The sequence below is a fragment of the Rhodobacter sp. JA431 genome, from assembly GCF_900217725.1.
Taxonomy (GTDB): Bacteria; Pseudomonadota; Alphaproteobacteria; order Rhodobacterales; family Rhodobacteraceae; genus Rhodobacter; species Rhodobacter aestuarii.
In genome coordinates, this window is the sequence record NZ_OBMP01000001.1 from 178,816 (window position 1) to 198,979 (window position 20,164).

15 protein-coding genes and 1 tRNA gene are annotated in these 20,164 nt (G+C 59.9%); 1 reads left to right on the top strand and 15 read right to left on the bottom strand.

What is annotated here, in order from left to right; translation table 11 throughout:
* Positions 1 to 168 precede the first annotated feature (168 nt).
* From CRO18_RS00595 to CRO18_RS00635, 9 genes are all read right to left on the bottom strand, one after another.
* The gene (locus CRO18_RS00595; protein WP_097080700.1) at positions 169 to 1,521 is read right to left on the bottom strand and encodes an FAD-binding oxidoreductase; all 1,353 of its coding nucleotides are present in this window, start codon (positions 1,519 to 1,521) and stop codon (positions 169 to 171) included.
* 57 nt (positions 1,522 to 1,578) lie between these two features.
* Positions 1,579 to 2,901, bottom strand: a complete 1,323-nt coding sequence (locus CRO18_RS00600) for an FAD-binding oxidoreductase (protein WP_097080701.1) — start codon at positions 2,899 to 2,901, stop codon at positions 1,579 to 1,581.
* Positions 2,902 to 2,905: 4 nt separating this feature from the next.
* Positions 2,906 to 3,787 (bottom strand): ABC transporter permease, encoded by an 882-nt coding sequence (locus tag CRO18_RS00605; RefSeq protein ID WP_076484174.1) that lies wholly within the window; start codon positions 3,785 to 3,787, stop codon positions 2,906 to 2,908.
* Positions 3,788 to 3,801: 14 nt separating this feature from the next.
* Positions 3,802 to 4,752 (bottom strand): ABC transporter permease, encoded by a 951-nt coding sequence (locus CRO18_RS00610; protein ID WP_097080702.1) that lies wholly within the window; start codon positions 4,750 to 4,752, stop codon positions 3,802 to 3,804.
* 136 nt (positions 4,753 to 4,888) lie between these two features.
* Entirely contained in the window at positions 4,889 to 6,553 is a 1,665-nt protein-coding gene (locus tag CRO18_RS00615; RefSeq protein WP_097080703.1) for a peptide ABC transporter substrate-binding protein, read from the bottom strand.
* Between the two features lie 106 nt (positions 6,554 to 6,659).
* On the bottom strand, positions 6,660 to 7,991 hold the full coding sequence (locus CRO18_RS00620) for an FAD-binding oxidoreductase (RefSeq protein WP_097080704.1): 1,332 nt from the start codon (positions 7,989 to 7,991) through the stop codon (positions 6,660 to 6,662).
* 1 nt (position 7,992) lies between these two features.
* On the bottom strand, positions 7,993 to 8,703 hold the full coding sequence (locus CRO18_RS00625) for an SDR family NAD(P)-dependent oxidoreductase (protein WP_097080705.1): 711 nt from the start codon (positions 8,701 to 8,703) through the stop codon (positions 7,993 to 7,995).
* Positions 8,694 to 9,221, bottom strand: coding sequence for a MarR family winged helix-turn-helix transcriptional regulator (locus tag CRO18_RS00630; protein ID WP_212710041.1), 528 nt, complete (start codon positions 9,219 to 9,221; stop codon positions 8,694 to 8,696). The genes CRO18_RS00625 and CRO18_RS00630 overlap by 10 nt, the downstream gene beginning before the upstream one ends.
* Before the next feature lie 195 nt (positions 9,222 to 9,416).
* Positions 9,417 to 11,042 (bottom strand): ABC transporter ATP-binding protein, encoded by a 1,626-nt coding sequence (locus CRO18_RS00635; protein WP_097080706.1) that lies wholly within the window; start codon positions 11,040 to 11,042, stop codon positions 9,417 to 9,419.
* On the opposite strand from CRO18_RS00635, the gene CRO18_RS18555 reads away from it, so the two are divergent.
* The gene (locus tag CRO18_RS18555; RefSeq protein ID WP_143128580.1) at positions 11,035 to 11,325 is read left to right on the top strand and encodes a hypothetical protein; all 291 of its coding nucleotides are present in this window, start codon (positions 11,035 to 11,037) and stop codon (positions 11,323 to 11,325) included. The genes CRO18_RS00635 and CRO18_RS18555 overlap by 8 nt on opposite strands.
* A 121-nt stretch (positions 11,326 to 11,446) precedes the next feature.
* On the opposite strand, the gene CRO18_RS00640 is transcribed toward CRO18_RS18555, so the two are convergent.
* The 6 genes from CRO18_RS00640 to CRO18_RS00665 form a co-directional block, all read right to left on the bottom strand.
* Positions 11,447 to 12,397, bottom strand: coding sequence for an ABC transporter permease (locus tag CRO18_RS00640; RefSeq protein WP_076484179.1), 951 nt, complete (start codon positions 12,395 to 12,397; stop codon positions 11,447 to 11,449).
* Positions 12,398 to 12,410: 13 nt separating this feature from the next.
* Positions 12,411 to 13,676: an ABC transporter permease gene (locus CRO18_RS00645; RefSeq protein ID WP_076484180.1), complete on the bottom strand. Its 1,266-nt coding sequence runs from the start codon at positions 13,674 to 13,676 to the stop codon at positions 12,411 to 12,413.
* Between the two features lie 101 nt (positions 13,677 to 13,777).
* The gene (locus CRO18_RS00650) at positions 13,778 to 14,848 is read right to left on the bottom strand and encodes an ABC transporter substrate-binding protein (protein ID WP_076484181.1); all 1,071 of its coding nucleotides are present in this window, start codon (positions 14,846 to 14,848) and stop codon (positions 13,778 to 13,780) included.
* Between the two features lie 117 nt (positions 14,849 to 14,965).
* Positions 14,966 to 16,069: an ABC transporter ATP-binding protein gene (locus CRO18_RS00655; protein WP_076484182.1), complete on the bottom strand. Its 1,104-nt coding sequence runs from the start codon at positions 16,067 to 16,069 to the stop codon at positions 14,966 to 14,968.
* A gap of 93 nt (positions 16,070 to 16,162) precedes the next feature.
* Positions 16,163 to 19,777 (bottom strand): Hint domain-containing protein, encoded by a 3,615-nt coding sequence (locus CRO18_RS00660; RefSeq protein WP_097080707.1) that lies wholly within the window; start codon positions 19,775 to 19,777, stop codon positions 16,163 to 16,165.
* Positions 19,778 to 20,025: 248 nt separating this feature from the next.
* A tRNA-Leu gene (locus CRO18_RS00665) sits at positions 20,026 to 20,112 on the bottom strand.
* Between the last annotated feature and the right edge of the window lie 52 nt (positions 20,113 to 20,164).

The following is a 20,164-nucleotide window of genomic DNA, read 5'->3' on the forward strand; positions in this document are numbered from 1 at the left end:
TTGATGGAAGTCATATGCACGTATAGGTCGCCCGCAACGCGAATTCAATCTGACTCGCGTTGCACGCTGGCCCCGAGACCTTCTTTGCGCGAGGCAACTCTCTCGCGTCAGGCACCTCCCGACCATGACATTTGGGGCGCCCAAAGCGCCCCAATATCTTGCGCGAAGTTATCGCCGCAAAATGCCCGCCATCGGCGCGATTTTCGAGCCGTCGGTGAAGCGGTGCAGCCGGAACGGTTTGGGGTCCACAATCGGGGTCGATCCAAGGATCAAATCGGCACCAAGCCGCCCTGCCCCAGGCCCAAGACCGAAGCCATGTCCCGAATAGCCCGTAGACACGAAGAGCCCCGGCATGCCTCCCTTGACCCCCTCAGTCCCCGATATCACCGGGATCACGTCGGGCAGCACATCGATATAACCCGCCCAGCGCTGCACAATCTCGGCGTCGCGAAATGCCGGATAGGCCGATTGCACGAAAGCAAAGACCTTGTCGATCATGGCTGTATCCGGTTCTGGGTCCAGAATACGGTTTGTCTCAAAGGGGGTTATATCATCTGGCCCCCACCGCCGGGGCGTGCGCAGCCCTTCGAGGAAAGACGGGCCAATGCTCAAGCTCAGGCTGCGCCATTCATTGCGCAATGTGGGCAAGAAGGCGCGCATCAGCCGGAAGCTGTCTGGGGTGAGCTGATAGCTGCTCGCGGCGGCCGAAGCGATGGTATAGCCGCCGTCCGCGCGCCGACGCATCGCAAATTCTTTGAATTTCAGTGTCTCTTGAGGGCCATCGGGCACGGGCGAGGTGCGCATCACGGTGTTTTTGGTGCGCAATTGCGGCAGGTAAATACCCATATTGTCCAAGAACAAGCGCGACCAGACACCGCCCGCCACCAGCACCGCATCGCAGGCAATCCGGCCCTTTTCCGTCACCACGCCCGAAACCCGGCCAGCCGCAGTTTCGAGCACCCGCACCGCGCAATCTTGATGCACCGTGCCGCCCAAAGCCTGCACCGCACGGGCAATCGCCGGGGCCGCCAATTGAGGTTCGGCCCGCCCGTCATGCGGGTTCATCATCGCGCCACGAATGTTGATATCGAGCCCCGGAAAACGGCCCAAGGCCTCGTCCCGGCCCAGCATTTTCGCCGGGATCTGATATTCTTGCAAATCATCGACCCATTCGCGCTCTTCTTCGAGCGCGGTGTTATCGGCCGAGGTGAAGACGACGCCGCATTGGTCATAGCCGGTGCGCGCACTGATCCGCTGTTCAAGCCCTTTCCAGATCCGCACCGATTCCACCATCAGCGGCATTTCGCGCGGGTCGCGATGGCTGAGCCGGACCCAGCCCCAGTTCCGGCTGGATTGCTCGGCCCCGATCTTGCCCTTTTCGCAAATCGCCACCTTCAGCCCGCGGTCGGCCAACTCAAGCGCCGTGCTTACCCCTGCAATCCCGCCGCCAATGATCACAACATCGGCGCGCGCGGGCAATTGTGAATCGCTTTCAACAGGTTCAGGTCTCGGTCCTGGCATCGTCTTATCCTCTTTCGGGCGGCTCTGCGCCCGGGGTTTGAATCTTAAGTATTGGGCTCAAAAATGCGGCGGAAGCGGCGCGCCTTGCGTCAGTGCGCGCAGATCATCGCGCAGCCGATAGCCGCGCAGCGCCAGTTGCGGGGCAAAACTCATGTAGCGGGGTTGGAACGAGAGCGGCTCAAGCCTCAGATCAAGATCGGCGGGCGCTGTCCCGCGCGCCCAATCGGCCAAGACCGCCCCCAGCATCGAGGCGGTAGGCACGCCGCGCCCGGAAAGCCCGGTCATCGCCACCACGCCCGGCGCAAGTTGATAGAGCCGCGGAATGGTCAACCGCTGCATGTCGAGTTCGCCAAACCAGAAATACTCCCAGTGCAACTCTTCGCGCAGGCCGGGATGCAACCATTTCAGCCGCTCATTGAGCACCCTCACGGTATGGGCCGCATCGCGCCCACGCCGTCCCATTGGAAACATCGAGGCGACAAGGCGGTTTTGCGCACTGAATTTATAGACCAGAATATCGCCGCGTCCGTCATGCAGCGTGGTGCGCGCGGGCAAGATCGCGGCGCGGCTGTCTTCGGAAAGCGGCTGGGTGGCGGCCACAAAGACCCGCATGATCCGAAAAGTTTCTTCAAGCCGGGGCCAGCCCGCGACGGTATAGGCCCCGGTGGTATAGATCACCTTATCGGCCAAGACCGCGCCTTGCGCCGTTTTCACCCGCCATTTGCCAGCCGCGGGCGTGCAGTCGGTGACCTCCGCGCCTGTGAAAATCCGCCCGCCTTCAGCCATCACCGCCCGGCCCAGCCCACGCGCATAGGCGAGCGGGTTCAGCCCGCCAGCCTCGGCGTGATACCAGCCGCCATAAAACCGCGCGGACCCGGTGATCTTTGCCACCTCGTCGCGATCAAGGAGCCGGGTTTTGGCACCAACGGCGTTATATTCCTCGCCCCGCTTTTCGAGCGTTTTCATATGCGAGGGAAAAAGCGCGCCCTGCACATAACCGTTTTGTTCCCATTCGCAGTCGATCCCGTAGCGCGCGATCAAACCGCCCACCGTGTCATTGGCGCGGGTCTGACGCCGGATCAAACGCTCCGCCCAAGGTGCGCCCAGAAGCCGGCGCAGATCGGGTAGGCTGTAATGGGTGAAGGTGGGGGTGCAATGGCCCGCATTGCGCCCCGAGCCCCCAAAACCGATCTCTTCGCGTTCGAGAACCGCAACAGAGACACCCGTCTGCGCCAGTTCAAGCGCCGTGGTCAGCCCGGCATAGCCCGCGCCCACCACACAAACATCGGCCCGGATCTTACCTTGCAAGGTCTCAGTTTGCGGAGCCGCAGGGGCGGTTGCAAACCACAGGGTGTCTTGGAACGGGGAAAACCGGGCCATTTGCTTATTCTCCGGCGGTGCGGCTGTCGAAGGCGTCGCGCAGCCCGTCACCGATGAAGTTAAACCCGGTCACCGCCACGGTGATAGCCACACCGGGCACAATGGCCAACCACGGGGCGCTCGCAAGGTATTGCTGCGCACCGTTGAGCATGTTGCCCCAGCTCGGCAACGGCGGTTGGATGCCATAGCCCAGAAAGCTGATATAGGCTTCAAGCAAGATCGCACGCGCCACCGTCAGCGTGGCAGCCACGATGATCGGACCAATGGCATTGGGCAAAAGCTCGCGGAACATGATCCAGCTTTTGGATAGGCCGAGCATCCGTGCGGCTTGCACAAAATCACGGTCGCGCAGGGATTTGACCTCGGCCTCAACGATCCGGGCGACTTCCATCCAACTGGTGGCCGAGATGATCAGCGCGATCATCACAGGGCCGGGCTGGATAAAGGCCGCCAGCGCCAAGAGCAGGAACACCGACGGGAAGGATAGGAAGGCATCGACAATGCGCATCAGCACCGCGGCGACCTTGCCACCGTAATAGCCAGAGACCACCCCGACGACCGAGCCGATGGTGGTGGCAATCGCCATCACCGCAAAGCCCACCGCCATCGAGATTTGGCCTGCATGGAACAAGCGCGCGGCAATATCCCGGCCCAGCGGATCGGTGCCAAAGATATGCGCTCCGGTGCCGGGTGGCGCAAAGCGGGCGCGTAGGTCGATAAAGAGTTCATCATAGGCGAGCAGATAGGGCCCAAAGAAGCAGGCCAGCGTCAAACTGAGCACCATCACCAGACCGATCATCGCCAGTTTGTGGCGCACGAACCGGCGCAAAGCGCGCGAGCCCAAAAGAACCCGACGAGGCGCAGATGTGGAAAGCGTTGCGGTCATGACAGATCCTTTCGTCAATTGAGGCGAATGCGCGGATCAATCAGCGCAACAATCATATCGGCGGCGAGGTTGCCGACCAAAACCAACAGGGCCGAAGTCATCAATAGCCCCATCACCACCGGGTAATCCGAATAGCCAAGGCTATCGAGGAAGAGACGCCCCATGCCGGGCCACGTGAACACCGTCTCGGTGACAAGCGCGCCCCCCAGCACCATCGGCAATTGCAGCCCTGCCAAGGTGACCATCGGCACCAGCGAATTGCCCACGACGTGGCGCAAAAGCACGCGGCGCCGGGTGAGCCCTTTCGCGCGGGCGGTGCGGACGAAATCTTGGCTGATGACAGTGAGCGTGGAGGTGCGCATGTAGCGGCTCCAGATCGCCACATCGACAAGCGCCAAAACGCTTGCGGGCAGGATCAGGTGGCGCAAGTAGTCCAGCACCGACCCATCGCCCACGGTGTACATATTGCCCGCAGGCAACCAGCCCAGATTGAGCGAGAAGATGTAGATTGCGATAAGACCGAACCAAAAGGTCGGGATCGAAAGCGCGATCATCGCCAGAACGGTGAAGGTGTGATCAAAGATCGAGCCACGCCGCATGGCGCTGAAAATGCCGATCGCCGCGCCAAGGCTGATCGAGATCGTGGTGGCCGTGCCCATCAGCAAAAGCGTGGCAAACAGATGGCTACCGATCACCGCCAGAACCGATTGGCCATCGCGATAAGATGTGCCCCAATCGCCGCGCACCATATGCCACAGCCAATCGAGATATTGCATCACCAAGGGGCGATCGAGCCCCATCTGCGCGGCGATCTTGTCGATCTGCTCTTGCGTCATGCCGGGGCTGAGCGCGAATTGCGACAAGGGTCCACCGGGTGCGAGGTTAAGAACCATAAAGCCGATGCAGGAGACCAGCAGCAGCAGGATAAGACTCTGGCCGAGCCGGGAGAGGAGATAACGCAGCATGAGGGGTGCGCGCCTTTCTTGCGGAGGGTCAGGGCAATTCGAAAACGGCCGGAACCGGTGCCGATCGGCAAACCGGGCAGGTCGACGGCAACATCAGTTGCCGCCGAGAAGATCATTTAGGGCCGAGGGCCTATGATCAGACGCGTTTCCAGTCGCGCACGTTCCACGTGTCGATCCGGTTGTTGACGTTGGGCGCTGGCCCTTCGACATCGTCTTTCCAACCTTTGACCACCGCATATTGGAACATCGGCAGGAACGGCAGGTCTTCGCGCATCACCGCTTGTTGCTCTTGATAGATTTTGCGGCGCTCTTCGGGCACGAACATCTTCGCCCCCTTTGCGAGCAATTCATCGACCTTTTCGCTTTGATACACGAAGGTATTTTGGCCAGCCCCGCCTAGCGCCGGGCTCATCGTCGACATGAAGTAATCCGAGCTGTCGGGGTCCGCGCCCGCGAGGCAGTTAAGCCCGACGATCACCGAGTCAAACTGCGATTTCATCCAGTAATCGCCCCACATGACCGCGGGCGGGAAGTTTTTGATCTCCATCGAGACACCGATCTCAAGGAAGGTCTGCTGAATGAATTGCTGGGTTTGCTCACGCAGGTGGTTGCCCGCCGTAGTCGAGTTGGTGAAAGCGAGCCGCACCCCGTCTTTTTCGCGGATACCATCGGCCCCGGGGACCCAGCCTGCTTCGTCCAGAAGCGCTTTGGCCTTCTCGATCGAAAACTCATGCTTGGGCAGGTCCGGGTTATAGTAGAAGGATTCCTGCGGCATGTAGGTTTCGGTGGGCGTCGGCACGCCATAATAGAGCGCGTCGATGATCGAGCCTTTGTCGAGCGCCGCATAAAGCGCCTTACGCACCGCCGGATCTTTGAATTGATCGCGCATCATATTGAGGCCGAACGATTCAAACGTGCCGGTGCCCGCGACTTTGATCACCTTGCCGTCCAGCCCCTCGGCCTCGGCCAAATGGTCGGGCGAGATATATTGCAGACCGACCACGTCGATATCGCCCGATTTGAACTGCGTATACATCACGTTCAGGTCGGGAACGTATTTGATGATCAGCGTCTCAAGATAGGGACCATCCATGTGATAATCCGGGTTGGCGACCAGTTCGATATGGTCGCCGGCCATGCGCTCTTTCCACTTATAAGCGCCGGTGCCGATGGGCGCGTTCATGAAGGGGGCGGTGTTTTTGTCTTCAACACCGTCGAACGCGTGTTTCGGGATGATGTAGGTGGAAGCCAGAATGCCCGCCATCGGCGCGAAAGCTTCGCTCATTTCCCAGGTCAGCTCAGTATCCGAGACCACGGTGATGTTGCGCATGAATTTGTAACCGGTCGAACGGAACGAGCGGAAATCCGGGTCCATCGTCAGTTCGAGCGAGAATTTCACGTCAGCCGCCGTGAAGGGCGTGCCGTCATGCCATTTGACTCCTTCTTTGAGCTTGATGCGCCAGGTCAGACCGTCTTCCGAAATCCCGCCATTGGCGACAGTGGGGACTTCGGCCGCAAGGATCGGGAAGAAATTGCCAGCCGGGTCGAAATCAAAGAGCGTATCGAAGATTGCGTAATAGACGCCTTCATCCACTTCGATATGCGGCATCAGCGGGTTGAACACGGTGGGTTCTTGCGAGAAGGCCAACACCAATTGCCCGCTCGGCGCAGCATTGGCGGCGAAGGCTTGGTCGCGCCCCAAGATCGCGGGGCTCATCACCCCCACAGCACCTGCGGCGCCCAAGAGCATCAACGCCTGACGGCGCGTCGGCCCGGGTTTCGCGTGTTTTTCGTTGGTCATGTCCGATACTCCCTGTCGGATGCGCAGGATGGGGAGGGGCGGCAAGCCCGCCTGCGCTTCGGACCCGCCCATTTGGCCAAACCCGCTAGGCGGGCTTGGTCATTTTTTAGAACCCGCTGATGATCTCGATCTTCGTTCCGTCGGTGAAACGGTTGAACGAGAAGGGTTTGGGGTCCACCACCGTGGGCTTGCCCGCCACCAATTCAGCCGCGAGCCGCCCTGCGGCGGGGCCAATGCCAAAGCCGTGGCCCGAAAAACCCGTGGCCATGTAGAAACCGGGGATGCTGTCCACGCCCGAGATCACCGGGATCGCATCAGGGGTGACGTCAATCGCCCCCGCCCAGCGCTGCGCGATTTCCGCTTTCTCAAACACCGGGAAGGCTTTGCGCAGATTGGACAGTGCCTTGTCTTGCAACGAGAAAGAGGGTTCTGGGTCGAGCACGCGGCAATATTCAAACGGACTGGCCTGATCGAGTGACCAGCGGTTCGGGATACGCGCCTCGTCAAAGAACCGTCCGCCGACCCGCAGCATCAAGGACCGCCATTCCGCCCCAAAGGCGGGCAGGAAATCGCGCATGTAGCGGAAACTATCGGGTACGATATCGACGATGTTGCGGAACCCATCGGCAATCGTATAGCCGCCGTCCTGGCGTTTGCGGACCGAAAATCCGTTGCTCCAGATCGCAGCCTCGGGCCCGCCGTCCAGCGGCTTGGTGCGGATCACCGAGTTCTTCACCTTCAACTGCGGCAGCCGCAACCCGGTGTTGCGGGCAAACAGGCTCGACCAAGCGCCGCCCGCCAAAACCACCTGTTCACAAGCGATTTCGCCGCGTTCCGTCACCACGCCACAGACCGCGCCTGCCTGCGTTTCGATCCCGCGCACGGCGCATTCGGTCAGCACATGCGCGCCTCGATCACGGGCGGCTTCTGCAATCGCCGGCGCGGCCCATTGCGGCTCAGCACGACCATCTGCGGCAGTATAAAGCGCACCCTTGACCGGAAATTTCGATCCCGGAAATGTTTGCGCAACTTCTTTGGCCGAAAGCATCCGGCTATCAATCTGGTAGTCTTTGAGGTTGTCGAGCCAGCGTTCATGCTCGGCAAATTCCTTATCGGTGGCGCAAGCGAAAGCGATCCCCGCCCGCTCATAGCCCACGTCGCGCCCAGTACGCTCATTCATCCACGGCCAGATGCGCAGAGCCTCGGCCATCAGCGGAATCTCGCGCGGGTCGCGCCGGGTGATCCGCACCCAACCCCAGTTGCGGCTCGATTGTTCGTGGCCGATGCCGCCTTTTTCACATAGCGCCACCTTGAACCCGCGTTCGACAAGTTCAAGCGCGGTAGAGCAACCGATGATCCCCCCGCCAATCACCACCACGTCGACTTTTTTCGGCAGGTCGGCATCGCCGTGGAACGGGTTGACATATGGGCCGGGCATCTCAGAAGGACTCCTCAAGTTGACAATTCACGCAAAACTCAGCGACGCTTGCCTCATTGGGCAGGTCGATCAGCATTTCGATGATGCGCGCGAGATCTTCGGGCTGGGTCATCGCCGCAGCGGCGCGGTCGCTCAGCCCCAGCCCCATATCGGTGGCCACAAAGCCGGGGCAGACGGCGGTGGCGCGAATGCCATCTTCAAACCCTGTGTGGCGCAGCGCATGGGCAAGCCCGACCGCCGCGAATTTGGTCATGGCATAAGCGCCCGAACGCGCGCCTTTCACCCGTTTGCCCGAAAGCGAAGCCAGAACAATCACCCGACCGCGTCCATATGATTTAAGCCCGTCCCAGCAAGCCTTGGCGAGCCGCTGCGGCGCTTGCACGTTGATCGCCAACATGTCTGCCATCTCTGGGTCGGAAATCTCGATCACGTTTTTGGGCACCATCACCCCGGCATTGGCGATCACCGCATCAATCCGACCAAAACAGCTTTGCGCGGCCTCTGCCCAATTGGTGGCGGCCTCCGGACTGCGCGCATCATAGCTGAAAAGGTGGACTCGCTCTGGCGCCGCCTGCGCCCAATCCGGAAGCACGGGCGCGCGCATTCCGAGCGACACGCCCCAACCCGCTTCAAACAGGTGCTTTGCGATCGCGGCACCAATGCCACGGCTTGCCCCGGAAATCAGCGCGACACGCGCATCGGTCAACTGCATTTCGTCCTCATGTTCAGGTAAGCGCGCTTGAGCATGCGCATGAATTGGGCGCGATCTTCGGGGGCGATGAAGTCGAAGAATTCCTCTTCTTGCGCGCGGATGATCGCGCGCACTTCCTGCGCCAACGCCTGCCCTTTTTCGGTGATGAAGAGCGATTGCGCACGCTGATCGGCCGGGTCTTCCTCGCGCCGGATCAGCCCAGCAGCGACCATGCCTTCAATGATCCGTCCCGTGGCGGGTCGGTCGCGCATCAACACCTCAGCAATTTGCGATGGTCGGATGCCGGGATAATCATCCACCAGCAAGATCGCGGTGATCTTGCCCTTGCCGCGGGCAATTTCCAGATGCGCCATCCGAGCATCCAGATCACGCGAAACGACGCTATCTAGGCTCCGAATATACCAGCTGAACGCCCCTTCCAGAACGTCGATTTGCAGCCCCCCGATGGTGACCTTGAGGTCATCTTCCACTGCGTTTTCAGGCAGGCTCGTCATTGCAGAGTTGTCATCCGTATTCATTGGTCACCTCATCTTTTGGCGCTAACGGCAGCGCCACAATAAGTAAGTTGCATTTCACAACCAAAGTGGTTGTGTTTTACAATTACTGCACAAAAGTTTCGCATTTCTCGGCGCAAATGGGTCGGCATGCGTCGCTTTGTGACAAAAGAAAAAGGACGGCCGGAGCCGTCCTTGGAAAATCGGAGCCGCGCCACCTTAGGCAGCCTTGGCACCGGGAATCGCGGCAACAAGCGAGCGGGTATAATCGTGCTCTGGCGCATGAAAGATGCGCGACGGCGGACCGTATTCGACCATCTTGCCACGATGCATCACCAAAATCTCGTCGCTGATTTGGCTCGCCACGCGCAGATCATGCGTAATGAAGATCATCGCCAGCTTCCGCTCTTTGCGAATTCGGTCCAAAAGTTCCAACACTTGCGCCTGTATCGACACATCAAGCGCCGAAACCGCTTCATCGGCCACGATCACCTCAGGGTCGAACATCAGTGCCCGGGCAATACCCACACGCTGTCGTTGTCCGCCACTAAATTCATGCGGATAGCGATCATAGGCAGAGGCATCGAGCCCAACCTGCTCCAGCAGGTCTTCCGCCTTGGCGCGTGCATCGGCATGGGTGAGCAAACTATGCGCGACCGGCCCGACCGTCAGCGCCTGACCGATGGTGAAACGCGGGTTGAGCGAGGCGAAAGGATCTTGGAAGATCATCTGGATGCGGGCGCGCAACGGGCGGAATTCTTCTTCCGTCATCTTCGCGACATCCTCACCCTGAAAACGGATCTCTCCCCCATCAGCCTCAATCAACTTCATCAGCACTTTGCCCATTGAGGATTTCCCCGAGCCGGATTCCCCAACGATTCCGAGCGTTTCGCCCTTGTGCAGATCAAAGCTGATGCCGTTGACGGCATGCACCTCGCGCATCCGGCCCAGAAAGCCGCTGCGCGTCCGGTAGGTCTTTTGCAGATCCTTGACCTGCATCACCACATATTTCGCGGTCTCGCGGGCACGATCTTCTTCGCGCAAAGAGGGCACGGCCGCGATCAGTTTTTGCGTATATGGATGTTCGGGGGCGTTCAGCACCTGCTGCGCGGTGCCCTGTTCGACCATGCGCCCCTTTTCCATCACGATCACCCGATCCGCGATTTCGGCCACAACGCCAAAATCGTGGGTGATGAACATCACGCTCATGCCCTTGCGCTGCTGAATGCGCCGGATCAGATCAAGGATTTGCGCCTGCGTTGTCACGTCAAGCGCAGTGGTCGGCTCATCCGCAATCAAGATGTCGGGGTCAAGCGCCAATGCCATGGCGATCATCACCCGCTGGCGCTGCCCACCGGAAAGCCGGAACGGGTACTGATGCTGGATCAGCGTCGGTTCGGGCAAGCCCACCTCCGTAAGCATCTCAAGCACCTTTGCCGCACGCCTTTCGACAGTGCCGATCGCATGGGCGTCCAGTACCTCGCGGATCTGATCGCCCACCGTCATTAGCGGATTGAGCGCCGAAAGCGGGTCTTGGAAGATAATCGAGACGGCGCGTCCGCGCAGTTTGCGCAACTCCGATTCCGGCAGCCCTAAAAGCTGGCGCCCACGAAACGCGATTTGCCCGTCGGTGACACGCATCACATCTGGCAGCAAGCCCATCACCGTATTAGCGGTGACAGATTTCCCGGACCCGGATTCGCCAATGATGCAAAGGATTTCGCTTGGCTGCAGGTCGAAACTTACGTTTTCGACCGCAAAGGGGCGATCAAGATTTCCGGGCAGCGCAACAGTCAGATCGCGCACGGAAAGGACCGGCGTAGCGCCGGGGGAGGTGGTGGTCATAGATATCTCGTCGTTTATGGTTTTTGTTACCCGACCAGAAGGCCATGACGAAGGACAGAGAGGCAAAGCTGCTCCGCGCTTTACCCGCCTGAAAGGGCCAAAGAAGACCACATTGGCGCATTACGGCGATGATTTAAGCGCTAATGTTCATGAATTGGGCATCCATGAGCCAAGCGCAGCGGATGAAGTCTATGTCGTAAAGCACACTTTTGGCAGCAATCATATTGAGGCGGTCGGCGCTCTGCTGGATACCGCTAAAGTCCTTCAGCGAAGCGTAAATTAAGGACTGCCCTCTTCCCCTGCCGAGCCCTTACATTTTGCGCAAATATCCTTGGGGCTGAATGATGCAAAAAGGGAGGCAAACAGCCCCCCTTCTCGGTTTCTCATCTAGATCAGTGGTTCGCTTAGCTGGGCGACATGCCGCGCAGGCGTTCCGAGCGGCGGCGCAGAAGTTCCACCACAGTGAGCAGCGATACGGACAAGATCACCAGCAGCGTGGCCACCGCCAAGATCGCCGGGCTGATTTGTTCGCGGATCCCGTTCCACATTTGCCGCGGGATCGTTTGCTGGGTGTGGTCCGCGATGAAGAGCACGGCCACCACCTCGTCAAACGAGGTCACAAAGGCGAAAAGCCCACCCGAGATCACGCCGGGCATGATCAGCGGCATTTGCACTTTGAAAAACGCTGTGCGCGGGTTGGCCCCAAGCGAGGCCGCTGCCCGTACCAGCGATTGGTCAAAGCCCGACAGCGTCGCCGTCACGGTGATGATCACGAAGGGAATCCCCAGCGCGGCGTGGGCAAGGATGATGCCCGCATAAGTGCCCGCAAGGCGGCCCCATTCGAACCCATCGGACCCGACCGTCGGCACCCATTTGCCCGAGTAGAAGAAGAACATCCCCGTCGCCGAGATGATGATCGGCACGATCATCGGCGAAATCAGCACGGCGGTGATCTGCTTGCGGAAGGGCATTTCCGGGCGGGTCAGGCCAAGCGCGGCGATGGTGCCCAGACCGGCAGCCAAGATCGTCGCGAAAACACCGATGATCACCGAGTTCTTGGCGGCCTGCATCCACGCGGCATGTTGCCAGAAGTCGATCCAGAACGACATGTCACGCGGCGCATCCGGGTTGACCATGCCAAACGTGATCAGCTTGTCGTACCAGCGGATCGAATAGCCCTCGGGATCGAAGGCGATCATCTTGTCGGTGAAGGTGAAATAGGGCTCGGCGTTGAAGCTCAGCGGGATGATCACGATGATCGGCGCGATCAGGAAAATGAAGATCCCTGCGCAAAGCACGATGTAGGTGTAGTGCCAGAGCTTTTCGAGCGGGCTTGCATAGACGGGAAGTGCCATAGGTGTCGTCCTCTCAGCCGAGCTTCATCTTGTCGATGCCGACGAGCTTGTCGTAGATCCAGAAGAAGATCAGCACGACAGCCAGCAATTGCGCGGCAAGGGCGGCCGCGAGCGACCAGTTGAGCGATTTTTGCATGTGGAAAGCGATCATGTTGGAGATCATCTGACCGTCTGCGCCACCGACCAAGGCCGGGGTGATGTAGTAGCCCATCGCGAGGATGAAGACCAAAAGTCCCCCTGCCCCGATGCCGGGCAGCGTTTGCGGCAGGTAAACCCGGCGGAACGCGGTCCACGAGGTCGCCCCAAGCGAGCGCGCCGCACGCACATAGCTCGGCGGGATCGTCTTCATCACCGAGTAAAGCGGCAAGATCGTGAAGGGCAGCAAGATATGCGTCATCGCGATGATCGTGCCCATCTCGTTGTAGATCATCTGAATCCGGCCCTCGTCATCGACGATACCAAGCCAAACGAAGATATCATTGAGCACCCCTTGGCTTTGCAACAGCACCATCCACGAGGTGGTCCGCACCAGAAGCGAGGTCCAGAAGGGCAGCAGCACCAAGATCATCAAAAGCATGGCTTTGCGCATCGGCAGCGTCGCCAGCAAATGCGCGATCGGAAAGCCCAAGAGCAAGCACAGCGCGGTGATCTCGATCGACAGCACCAAGGTGCGGAACATCAGCTTTTTATAGATCGCCTGACCTTCGTCCACGGCGGTGATCGCACCGCTTTCATCGCGGGTCAGGTCGTTCGCCGCAAGGTAGAAGTCAATCGTGAACGGGTTCGAGGCCGAGCGCATCGCACGCCAGACATTCGGGTCGCCCCAATCCTTGTCGGCATCAATGAAGGCCTCTTTATAGGGCGGCTCCATCTTTGCGGCTTTGCGCGCGCCACCTGTGAACAGAGAACGCGTGCCCGAAATGTCATAGTTGATCCGCGTGCCTGCCTCGCCAGCGGTTTTCTGCTCGCGCATCAAGATCAGGTCCGAATGCAGCGCGGCATAGGCGCTTTCGTCGATCTCGGCACCTTTCGGATGCTCTTTGAACCACTGCACCAAGGCCGGTGCGTTTTTCGAAAAGCCATCGTTATAGACGGATTTGAACAGCATCTGGCCAATCGGCACGATGAAGCTGATCGTGATGAACAGAAAGAGCGGCGCAACGAGCATGAAGGCGCGGCGGCGTCGCACAGCCAGCGAAGCAGCAAGCGCGGCCTTGAGCGGGCGGCCATCGGCCGTCGTCAATGGGCCGGTTGAAATATCAGTAGTTGCGTCGGTCATTCGGTTCCCCGGTCATGAGCGGTCACACCACCGCGGGGGAGCGGCGGGAAGGGAGGAGGAAGGTCGGGCGGGGAAACCCCCGCCCGGATAGCTTCAGCGGATTAGCTGGCGAGCCAAGCGTTGAACTTCTCGTTCAGCTCGGTGTCGTGGTCGGCCCAGAAGGTCGGGTCGGTCCAGATCGGCGAGGTCATGTTCGCCGGGTTGGTCGGCATGTAAGGCGCCATTTCGGTCTTGCCGTCTTGATAGAGACCAACAAGAGCGTTCGACGATTTACGCGCCGGACCGTAGGAGATGTATTTCGCTTGATCGGCCAGACGCTGGGTGTCGGTCGAGAAGGCGAGGAACTTCATCGCATCTTCCATGTGCGGCGCATCTTTCGGGATCACCCACAGGTCATAGTCCATGTAGGAGCCATCCCAGATGGTGCCGAACGGTTTGCCTTCGGCAACTTCCGCCGCGAAGAAACGACCGTTGTAGCCATTGGTCATGACGACTTCGCCATCGGCCAGCAGTTGCGGCGGTTGCGCACCGGCTTCCCACCAGACAACGTCGTCTTTGATGGTGTCGAGTTTGGCAAGCGCACGGGCCACACCTTCATCGGTGCCGAGCACGTCATAGATGTCTTCCGGGGCCACGCCATCAGCGTAAAGCGCCAGTTCCATCGTGCGTTTGGCCGCTTTCAGCAGGCCGCGTTTGCCCGGATATTTCTCGGTATCGAAGAAATCGGCAATCGTGGTCGGCGCGGTGTCGAACTTGGTTTTGTCATAGGCGATAACCGTGGCCCAGACGATGTTCGCAACGGCGCAATCTTGAATGGCGCCCGGAACGAAGTCTTCGGTCGCGGGGGTGCCATCGGGCGCCGGCGGCAAGATCGCCGGGTCGATTTCGGCCAGCAGGCCTTCGTCACACATCTTGATCGCATCCGACAGTTCCACGTCGGCGAGGTCGATCGAAACGTTGCCCGCTTCAGCTTGCGCTTTGAGCGGCGAAGCCGGGTTGTCAGCGTCGATCGAGTTGATCTTGATGCCGGTCATTTCGGTGAAGGGCTTGTGATAAGCCTCAACCTGGCTGACCGTGTAAGCACCGCCCCAGGACACGACGTTGAGCTCCTGCGCTTGCGCGGCAGCTCCCATAGCGACAAGCGCCGTGCTCAGGATCAGAACTTTTTTCATTGTGTTACTCCCTTGTTGATTAGTTGGTGGCCGCCTGCGGATGTTTCCCCGCTTTGCAGCCGATGCGGCGGGGCCGCCGCATCGCATGGATGGTTTCTCTGTCCCTATCTTCTATTCTTACATCGGATCGAGTGCGCGCGCATCGGCCGGGTGCCAACCGATTTGCAGTTTTTCGCCGGGGCGCAATTTGGTTTGCCCAAGCGTGTTACGCGATTTCATCACGAATTCTTCGCTGCCTGCAACCTTCATCCGGGTGCGGAAGATGTCGCCCATATAGATCACTTCGAGCACTTCGGCGTTAATCATATGCGCGCCTTCGGGCATCATCTCGGGCTTGAACTCGACACGCTCGGGACGGATCGACACGAGCGTTTTTTGCCCTTTGTGACGAATGTTCACCGGCGTGGCGTCGATCAGTTCGCCCGTCTCCAGACGCACAAGACAGGTTTCGTCGGTCAGTTCTTCAACGGTGCCGGGGAGCTTGTTGTTTTCACCGATGAATTGCGCGACGAAGCTGTTTTTGGGGCGTTCATAAAGCTCATCCGGCGGCGCAAGCTGCTGGATACGGCCATCGTTGAACACCGCGACGCGGTCCGACATCGTCAGCGCCTCGCCTTGGTCGTGAGTCACGTAAACCACAGTAATCCCAAGCGTTTCATGCAGGTGCTTGATCTCGAACTGCATATGTTCGCGCAGCTGTTTATCCAGCGCGCCGAGCGGTTCGTCCATCAGCACGAGGCTCGGGTCGAACACCAGCGCGCGGGCGAGTGCGATCCGCTGTTGCTGGCCGCCCGAAAGCTGGGCCGGGCGACGGTTGGCAAAAGCCCCCATCTGCACCATGTCCAGCGCGCGCATCACTTTGACTTCGCGCTCAGACTTGCCCATGCCACGCACTTCCAGCGGGAAGGCAAGGTTTTCGGCAACCGTCATATGCGGGAAAAGGGCATAGTTTTGGAACACCATGCCAATGCCACGCTTATGGGGCGGCATTTCGTTGATATTGGTTCCATCGAGCAAGATGCGCCCGTGCGTCGCCGTTTCAAACCCAGCCAGCATCATCAGGCAGGTTGTCTTGCCAGACCCCGAGGGGCCAAGCATCGTCAGGAATTCACCCTTGGCGATTGACAGGTTCAGGTCTTTCACGACCAGCGTTTCGCCGTCGTAGCTCTTCTGGACATGGTCAAATACGACGAAACCTTCGTCGGTCGGTGCAGCAGTCAATGCGGGCTCCCCGTGATTTTTGTGGTTCGTTTGCTCCCGTGGCGGCAACTAAAACAGCCACTTTTGAATAATTCAACAGTCATTTCCGACAGATCACAAAGCGCGGGCAGACGCGACCGGTTCGGTTACAAAACCGTCAAAATGCGCCATCTTGCAGGTAATGCGCGACCAGTTCGCGCAGACCAAACGATCAATTTGACGGCGTTTTAAAAACCTTGCTGCAGGCGCGGAATAGACCTTTTCGACAGGTTCCCCCGCCCAAACGACCCGTGCGAGCCGTGGCAATGCGCGAATCAGTCGCATCCTTGCGGCTTGGTCAAGCCCTTTGAGCCCCTGTTTGCCCGGCCAGAAGCTCTCCACCCAAAGCCCTTCCGCAGAGATCAGCGCATGATGCGGCAAGAGCAGGTGGTGATAGCTCACCCCCTCGTCATGCCGCACCACCCCGCGCATTTGCCGCGCCCCGCCCCATCCGCACGCCGCCATATGACCCGCACGGGCGAGCGCCCCATCGGGCCCTTCGGGCACATAAACCCCATGCAACGCCGAAAGCCGGACCGGTCGGGCATTGCCCAACCGCCCGGCTGAAATCTCAACAGGCAGCAACTTCGGGTTGTTTTGCATTGTTTTTGGGCAAACATGCCGTTTTCCCGCCCAAAGCACAGGCATAGGCGGACCGGCGCGCGTATTGACGAGATCACCCGGCTTCAAAAGCTCCACAGGCACCATTCCTCCCGGCGTCGCAACCCGCGTGCCCGCAACGAGACAAGGAATGCCCATCGCATGCAACACCGGCGCCGAGGACACACTTGCCGGAGAGACCCCCAAAAGCGTGACCGTGGTGCCATCTGGGAAGCCCAGCACCGCATTGCCCGAACCGTCATCACCGACCGTCACGTCCCAGGTGTTCACCGGGTTGGCGCTAAGGTCTTGCAGCGCGCTGACATCAAGCTGGTCAGTGGTGAGCCCCCCCACCACGCTCATGTCGAAATCGGCGATGAAATCGGCCCCGTCGCCATCGGAGAAGACGTAGGTATCCGCCCCCGTCCCGCCGGTGAGCGTGTCTGACCCCGTGCCGCCGATCAGCGTGTCATCGCCATCATCACCATAAAGCGCATCGCCATCGGCCCCGCCCCAGATCAGGTCATTGCCGGTGCCGCCAGAAATCGTGTCATTGCCCGCATCGCCCGACAGCGTCTCAGCATCGCTGCCGCCGGTGATGCTGTCATTGCCATCCCCGCCCGAAATTTCGTTGGCCCCGGCCCCGGCAACGATGGTGTCAGCACCGCTGCCGCCATCCACCGTGTCATTGCCGTCCCCAGTCGAGATGCTGTCATCCCCCGATCCGCCAAGGATCGAGTTCGCCCCCTGCCCTGCCTGAATCGTGTCATTGCCATCGCCGCCATCCAGCGTATCGGCACCCGTCGTCGTCGAACCGATCAGAAGGTCATCGCCTACCCCGCCCGACATGTCGTTTGACCCAGAGCCCGCGACAAGCGTGTCATTCCCATCGCCGCCTGAGAGCGTGGTGTTGCCGGTGCCGCCATGGATCGAGTCATCCCCCGCTCCGCCATCAACCACATCATTGCCGCTGACGGTCAGGATCGTGTCATTGCCGTCGCCACCGGTAACGGTATCGGCGCCGGAACCAGTGGAAATGGAGTCACCGAAATCGGAACCGATGATGACGTCGCTGCCGCCCCCGGCATCGACATCGACACCGTCCAAGGCGCTGCTGGCATCGAAACTATCGGCAAGATCGGTGCCGACGACCTTTTCGATCTCCCAGAAGTAATGGACGGTCGGATCGCCGTCATAGGTGATCGTGCCGGTTTCCCATCCGGTCCACGTGACCGTCGCACCCGCCCCCGACAGAATGATCGTGTCGCTATCGGTGCCGCCCTCACCGCCGTAAATCGAGGTGGCACCATCCCCGAAGTTGAGCAGGAAGGTGTCGGCATCGTCGTCGCCATGAAGCTCATTCAGCCCGGTGCCGCCGGTCAGCGTGTCATCGCCTGCCGCGCCATGCAGCGTGTCATTGCCCGCGCCGCCATCAACATAGTCATCGCCCGTATTGGCCCAGACAGAGTCGTCGCCATCGCCGCCGTAGATCGTGTCATTGCCGTCGCCGCCGTCGATCGTGTCATTGCCAGCATCGCCATAAACAAGGTCGTCACCGGCCTCGGCATGCAACTGGTCGTCGCCGGCACCGCCGTAAATCGTGTCGGAGCCGCCGCCTGTAAAGACGGTGTCATTGCCGGTGCCTGCATCGACATAGTTTGCATAGGTCTCGGCGCGCACGCCGCTTAGGTCATCAATGTAATCGTTGCCGTCGCCACCATAGACGGTGTCATTGCCGAGCCCCGAATAGATCGTGTCGTCGCCAGTGCCGCCCAGAATGAGATCATGGCTAGAACCGCCGATGATACTGTCATTGCCCGCCGCACCATCAAGCGTTAGCCCCGAGCTATCTGCCGAGGCATTGATCGTATCCCCGAGGCTGGAGCCGTAGATTCCCTCGATGTCATAGAAGGTGATCGTGTTTGAGCCTTGGGTGACGTTGCCGTCTTCCGACCCGGAATAGATGACCGAGACGCCCGCCACGCCGCTGAAGTAGCTGAAATCGAGCGTATCGTAATCCGACCCGCCCGCCGTGGTGGTGTTGCCCCCGTAAACGGTGTCATGGCCCCAGTTCGCCTCGAAATAGAACCGGTCAGCATCGGCATCGCCATAAAGCACGTCATCGCCGTAATCCCCGGCCATACTGTCGGCGCCATCGCCCCCACGGACCGTATCGTTCGCGTCGCCCGCAATAATGACATCTGCGCCCGCGCCGCCGTCGATGCTGTCGGCGCCCCCGCCCCCCTCGATCCAGTCATTGCCGGTGCCACCAAGAAGCGTGTCATTGCCGTCTTCGCCAAAAATCGTATCGTTGTCGGCGCCGCCATCGACATAATCATTGCCATGCCCGGAATAGATCGTGTCATTGCCCGCATCGCCATAGATCGTGTCGTTCCAGACATAACCGGTCGAGCCCGCATAATCGTCGATGTAGTCATTGCCATCCCCGCCGTGGACCTCATCGCCGCCGGTGCCATATTCGATGCTATCATTGCCCGAGCCGCCGTCGATCGTATCGGAGCCCGCGCCGGTATTGATCGTATCGTTCCCCGCGCCCGCAAGGATCGAGTCGTTGTAATCTCCGCCTTGGATGTTGTTCGCGGCATCTGGGTCAAAGCTCATCGAGGCGAGCGAGGTATAGGTAGGACCATCGGTTACGTCAGGCGTCGCCGTCACATGGTAAGTAACGCCCGGCACCAGCGGGGCCGAAGTAATCTCCCCCACGACCGTGCCGTTGATCTCCAGCACATACATGGTGATGGTGGAGCCATCGGGAGCGGTAAACTCCGCGGCCCACTCGGCATAGACTTGGCCGGAAAAAAGCTGTGTGCCGGTCGCATCATAGACCGTGGCATTTTGGGTGGAGTCGTTGCCAACCTCGTTGTTGAGATTGTCCCCCTCAAGATTGGTACCTTCATCCTCGATGACAAAAGTACGGCGAGACGTGTCATAATCCCACGTCGGGTCAATCATGAAATTCGACCCGGTCGTGAGGCTAGAACCGCCTCCCTCGATCAGGATCTGCGCCCCATAAAAGCCCTGTATCGTGTAGGTCGCCAAGTCGCCTGCCCCAAGTCCATCGCGCCGCATGCGCGGAGTCACCCATGGGAAGGATCGGATGAGACGGTAAAGGCCGGGTTAATTTCCACAGGCCGGGGTTTGCCATTTAAGGACGAATCCAAGGCAATTCAGAAACGATCTGGTCACGAAAGGTCAGCCAAAGGCCAGAAAAGGAAACAGTGCCCGTGCTTTTGGCGGAAACGGCGCACAGGCGCAGCGGGCCGGGCGAAAAGACAAGGCCCGGGGCTTGCGCTCCGGGCCTATGGCCATCCGGCCAGTGGTGCGGTTGAAAAGACTCGAACTTTCACGGGAGTTACCCCACAGCGACCTCAACGCTGCGCGTCTACCAATTCCGCCACAACCGCACGTTCTGGCTTGGTGAGGGGCATTTAGCCGAGCCCGTCAGGAATGAAAAGC

What these genes read in the sequence shown, in the direction of transcription:
- CRO18_RS00595 (WP_097080700.1), bottom strand. Translation starts at nt 1,521, where the DNA reads ATGCCAGGACCGAGACCTGAACCTGTTGAAAGCGATTCACAATTGCCC.
- CRO18_RS00600 (WP_097080701.1), bottom strand. Translation starts at nt 2,901, where the DNA reads ATGGCCCGGTTTTCCCCGTTCCAAGACACCCTGTGGTTTGCAACCGCC.
- CRO18_RS00605 (WP_076484174.1), bottom strand. Translation starts at nt 3,787, where the DNA reads ATGACCGCAACGCTTTCCACATCTGCGCCTCGTCGGGTTCTTTTGGGC.
- CRO18_RS00610 (WP_097080702.1), bottom strand. Translation starts at nt 4,752, where the DNA reads ATGCTGCGTTATCTCCTCTCCCGGCTCGGCCAGAGTCTTATCCTGCTG.
- CRO18_RS00615 (WP_097080703.1), bottom strand. Translation starts at nt 6,553, where the DNA reads ATGACCAACGAAAAACACGCGAAACCCGGGCCGACGCGCCGTCAGGCG.
- CRO18_RS00620 (WP_097080704.1), bottom strand. Translation starts at nt 7,991, where the DNA reads ATGCCCGGCCCATATGTCAACCCGTTCCACGGCGATGCCGACCTGCCG.
- CRO18_RS00625 (WP_097080705.1), bottom strand. Translation starts at nt 8,703, where the DNA reads ATGCAGTTGACCGATGCGCGTGTCGCGCTGATTTCCGGGGCAAGCCGT.
- CRO18_RS00630 (WP_212710041.1), bottom strand. Translation starts at nt 9,221, where the DNA reads ATGAATACGGATGACAACTCTGCAATGACGAGCCTGCCTGAAAACGCA.
- CRO18_RS00635 (WP_097080706.1), bottom strand. Translation starts at nt 11,042, where the DNA reads ATGACCACCACCTCCCCCGGCGCTACGCCGGTCCTTTCCGTGCGCGAT.
- CRO18_RS00640 (WP_076484179.1), bottom strand. Translation starts at nt 12,397, where the DNA reads ATGGCACTTCCCGTCTATGCAAGCCCGCTCGAAAAGCTCTGGCACTAC.
- CRO18_RS00645 (WP_076484180.1), bottom strand. Translation starts at nt 13,676, where the DNA reads ATGACCGACGCAACTACTGATATTTCAACCGGCCCATTGACGACGGCC.
- CRO18_RS00650 (WP_076484181.1), bottom strand. Translation starts at nt 14,848, where the DNA reads ATGAAAAAAGTTCTGATCCTGAGCACGGCGCTTGTCGCTATGGGAGCT.
- CRO18_RS00660 (WP_097080707.1), bottom strand. Translation starts at nt 19,777, where the DNA reads ATGCGGCGCGATGGACTTGGGGCAGGCGACTTGGCGACCTACACGATA.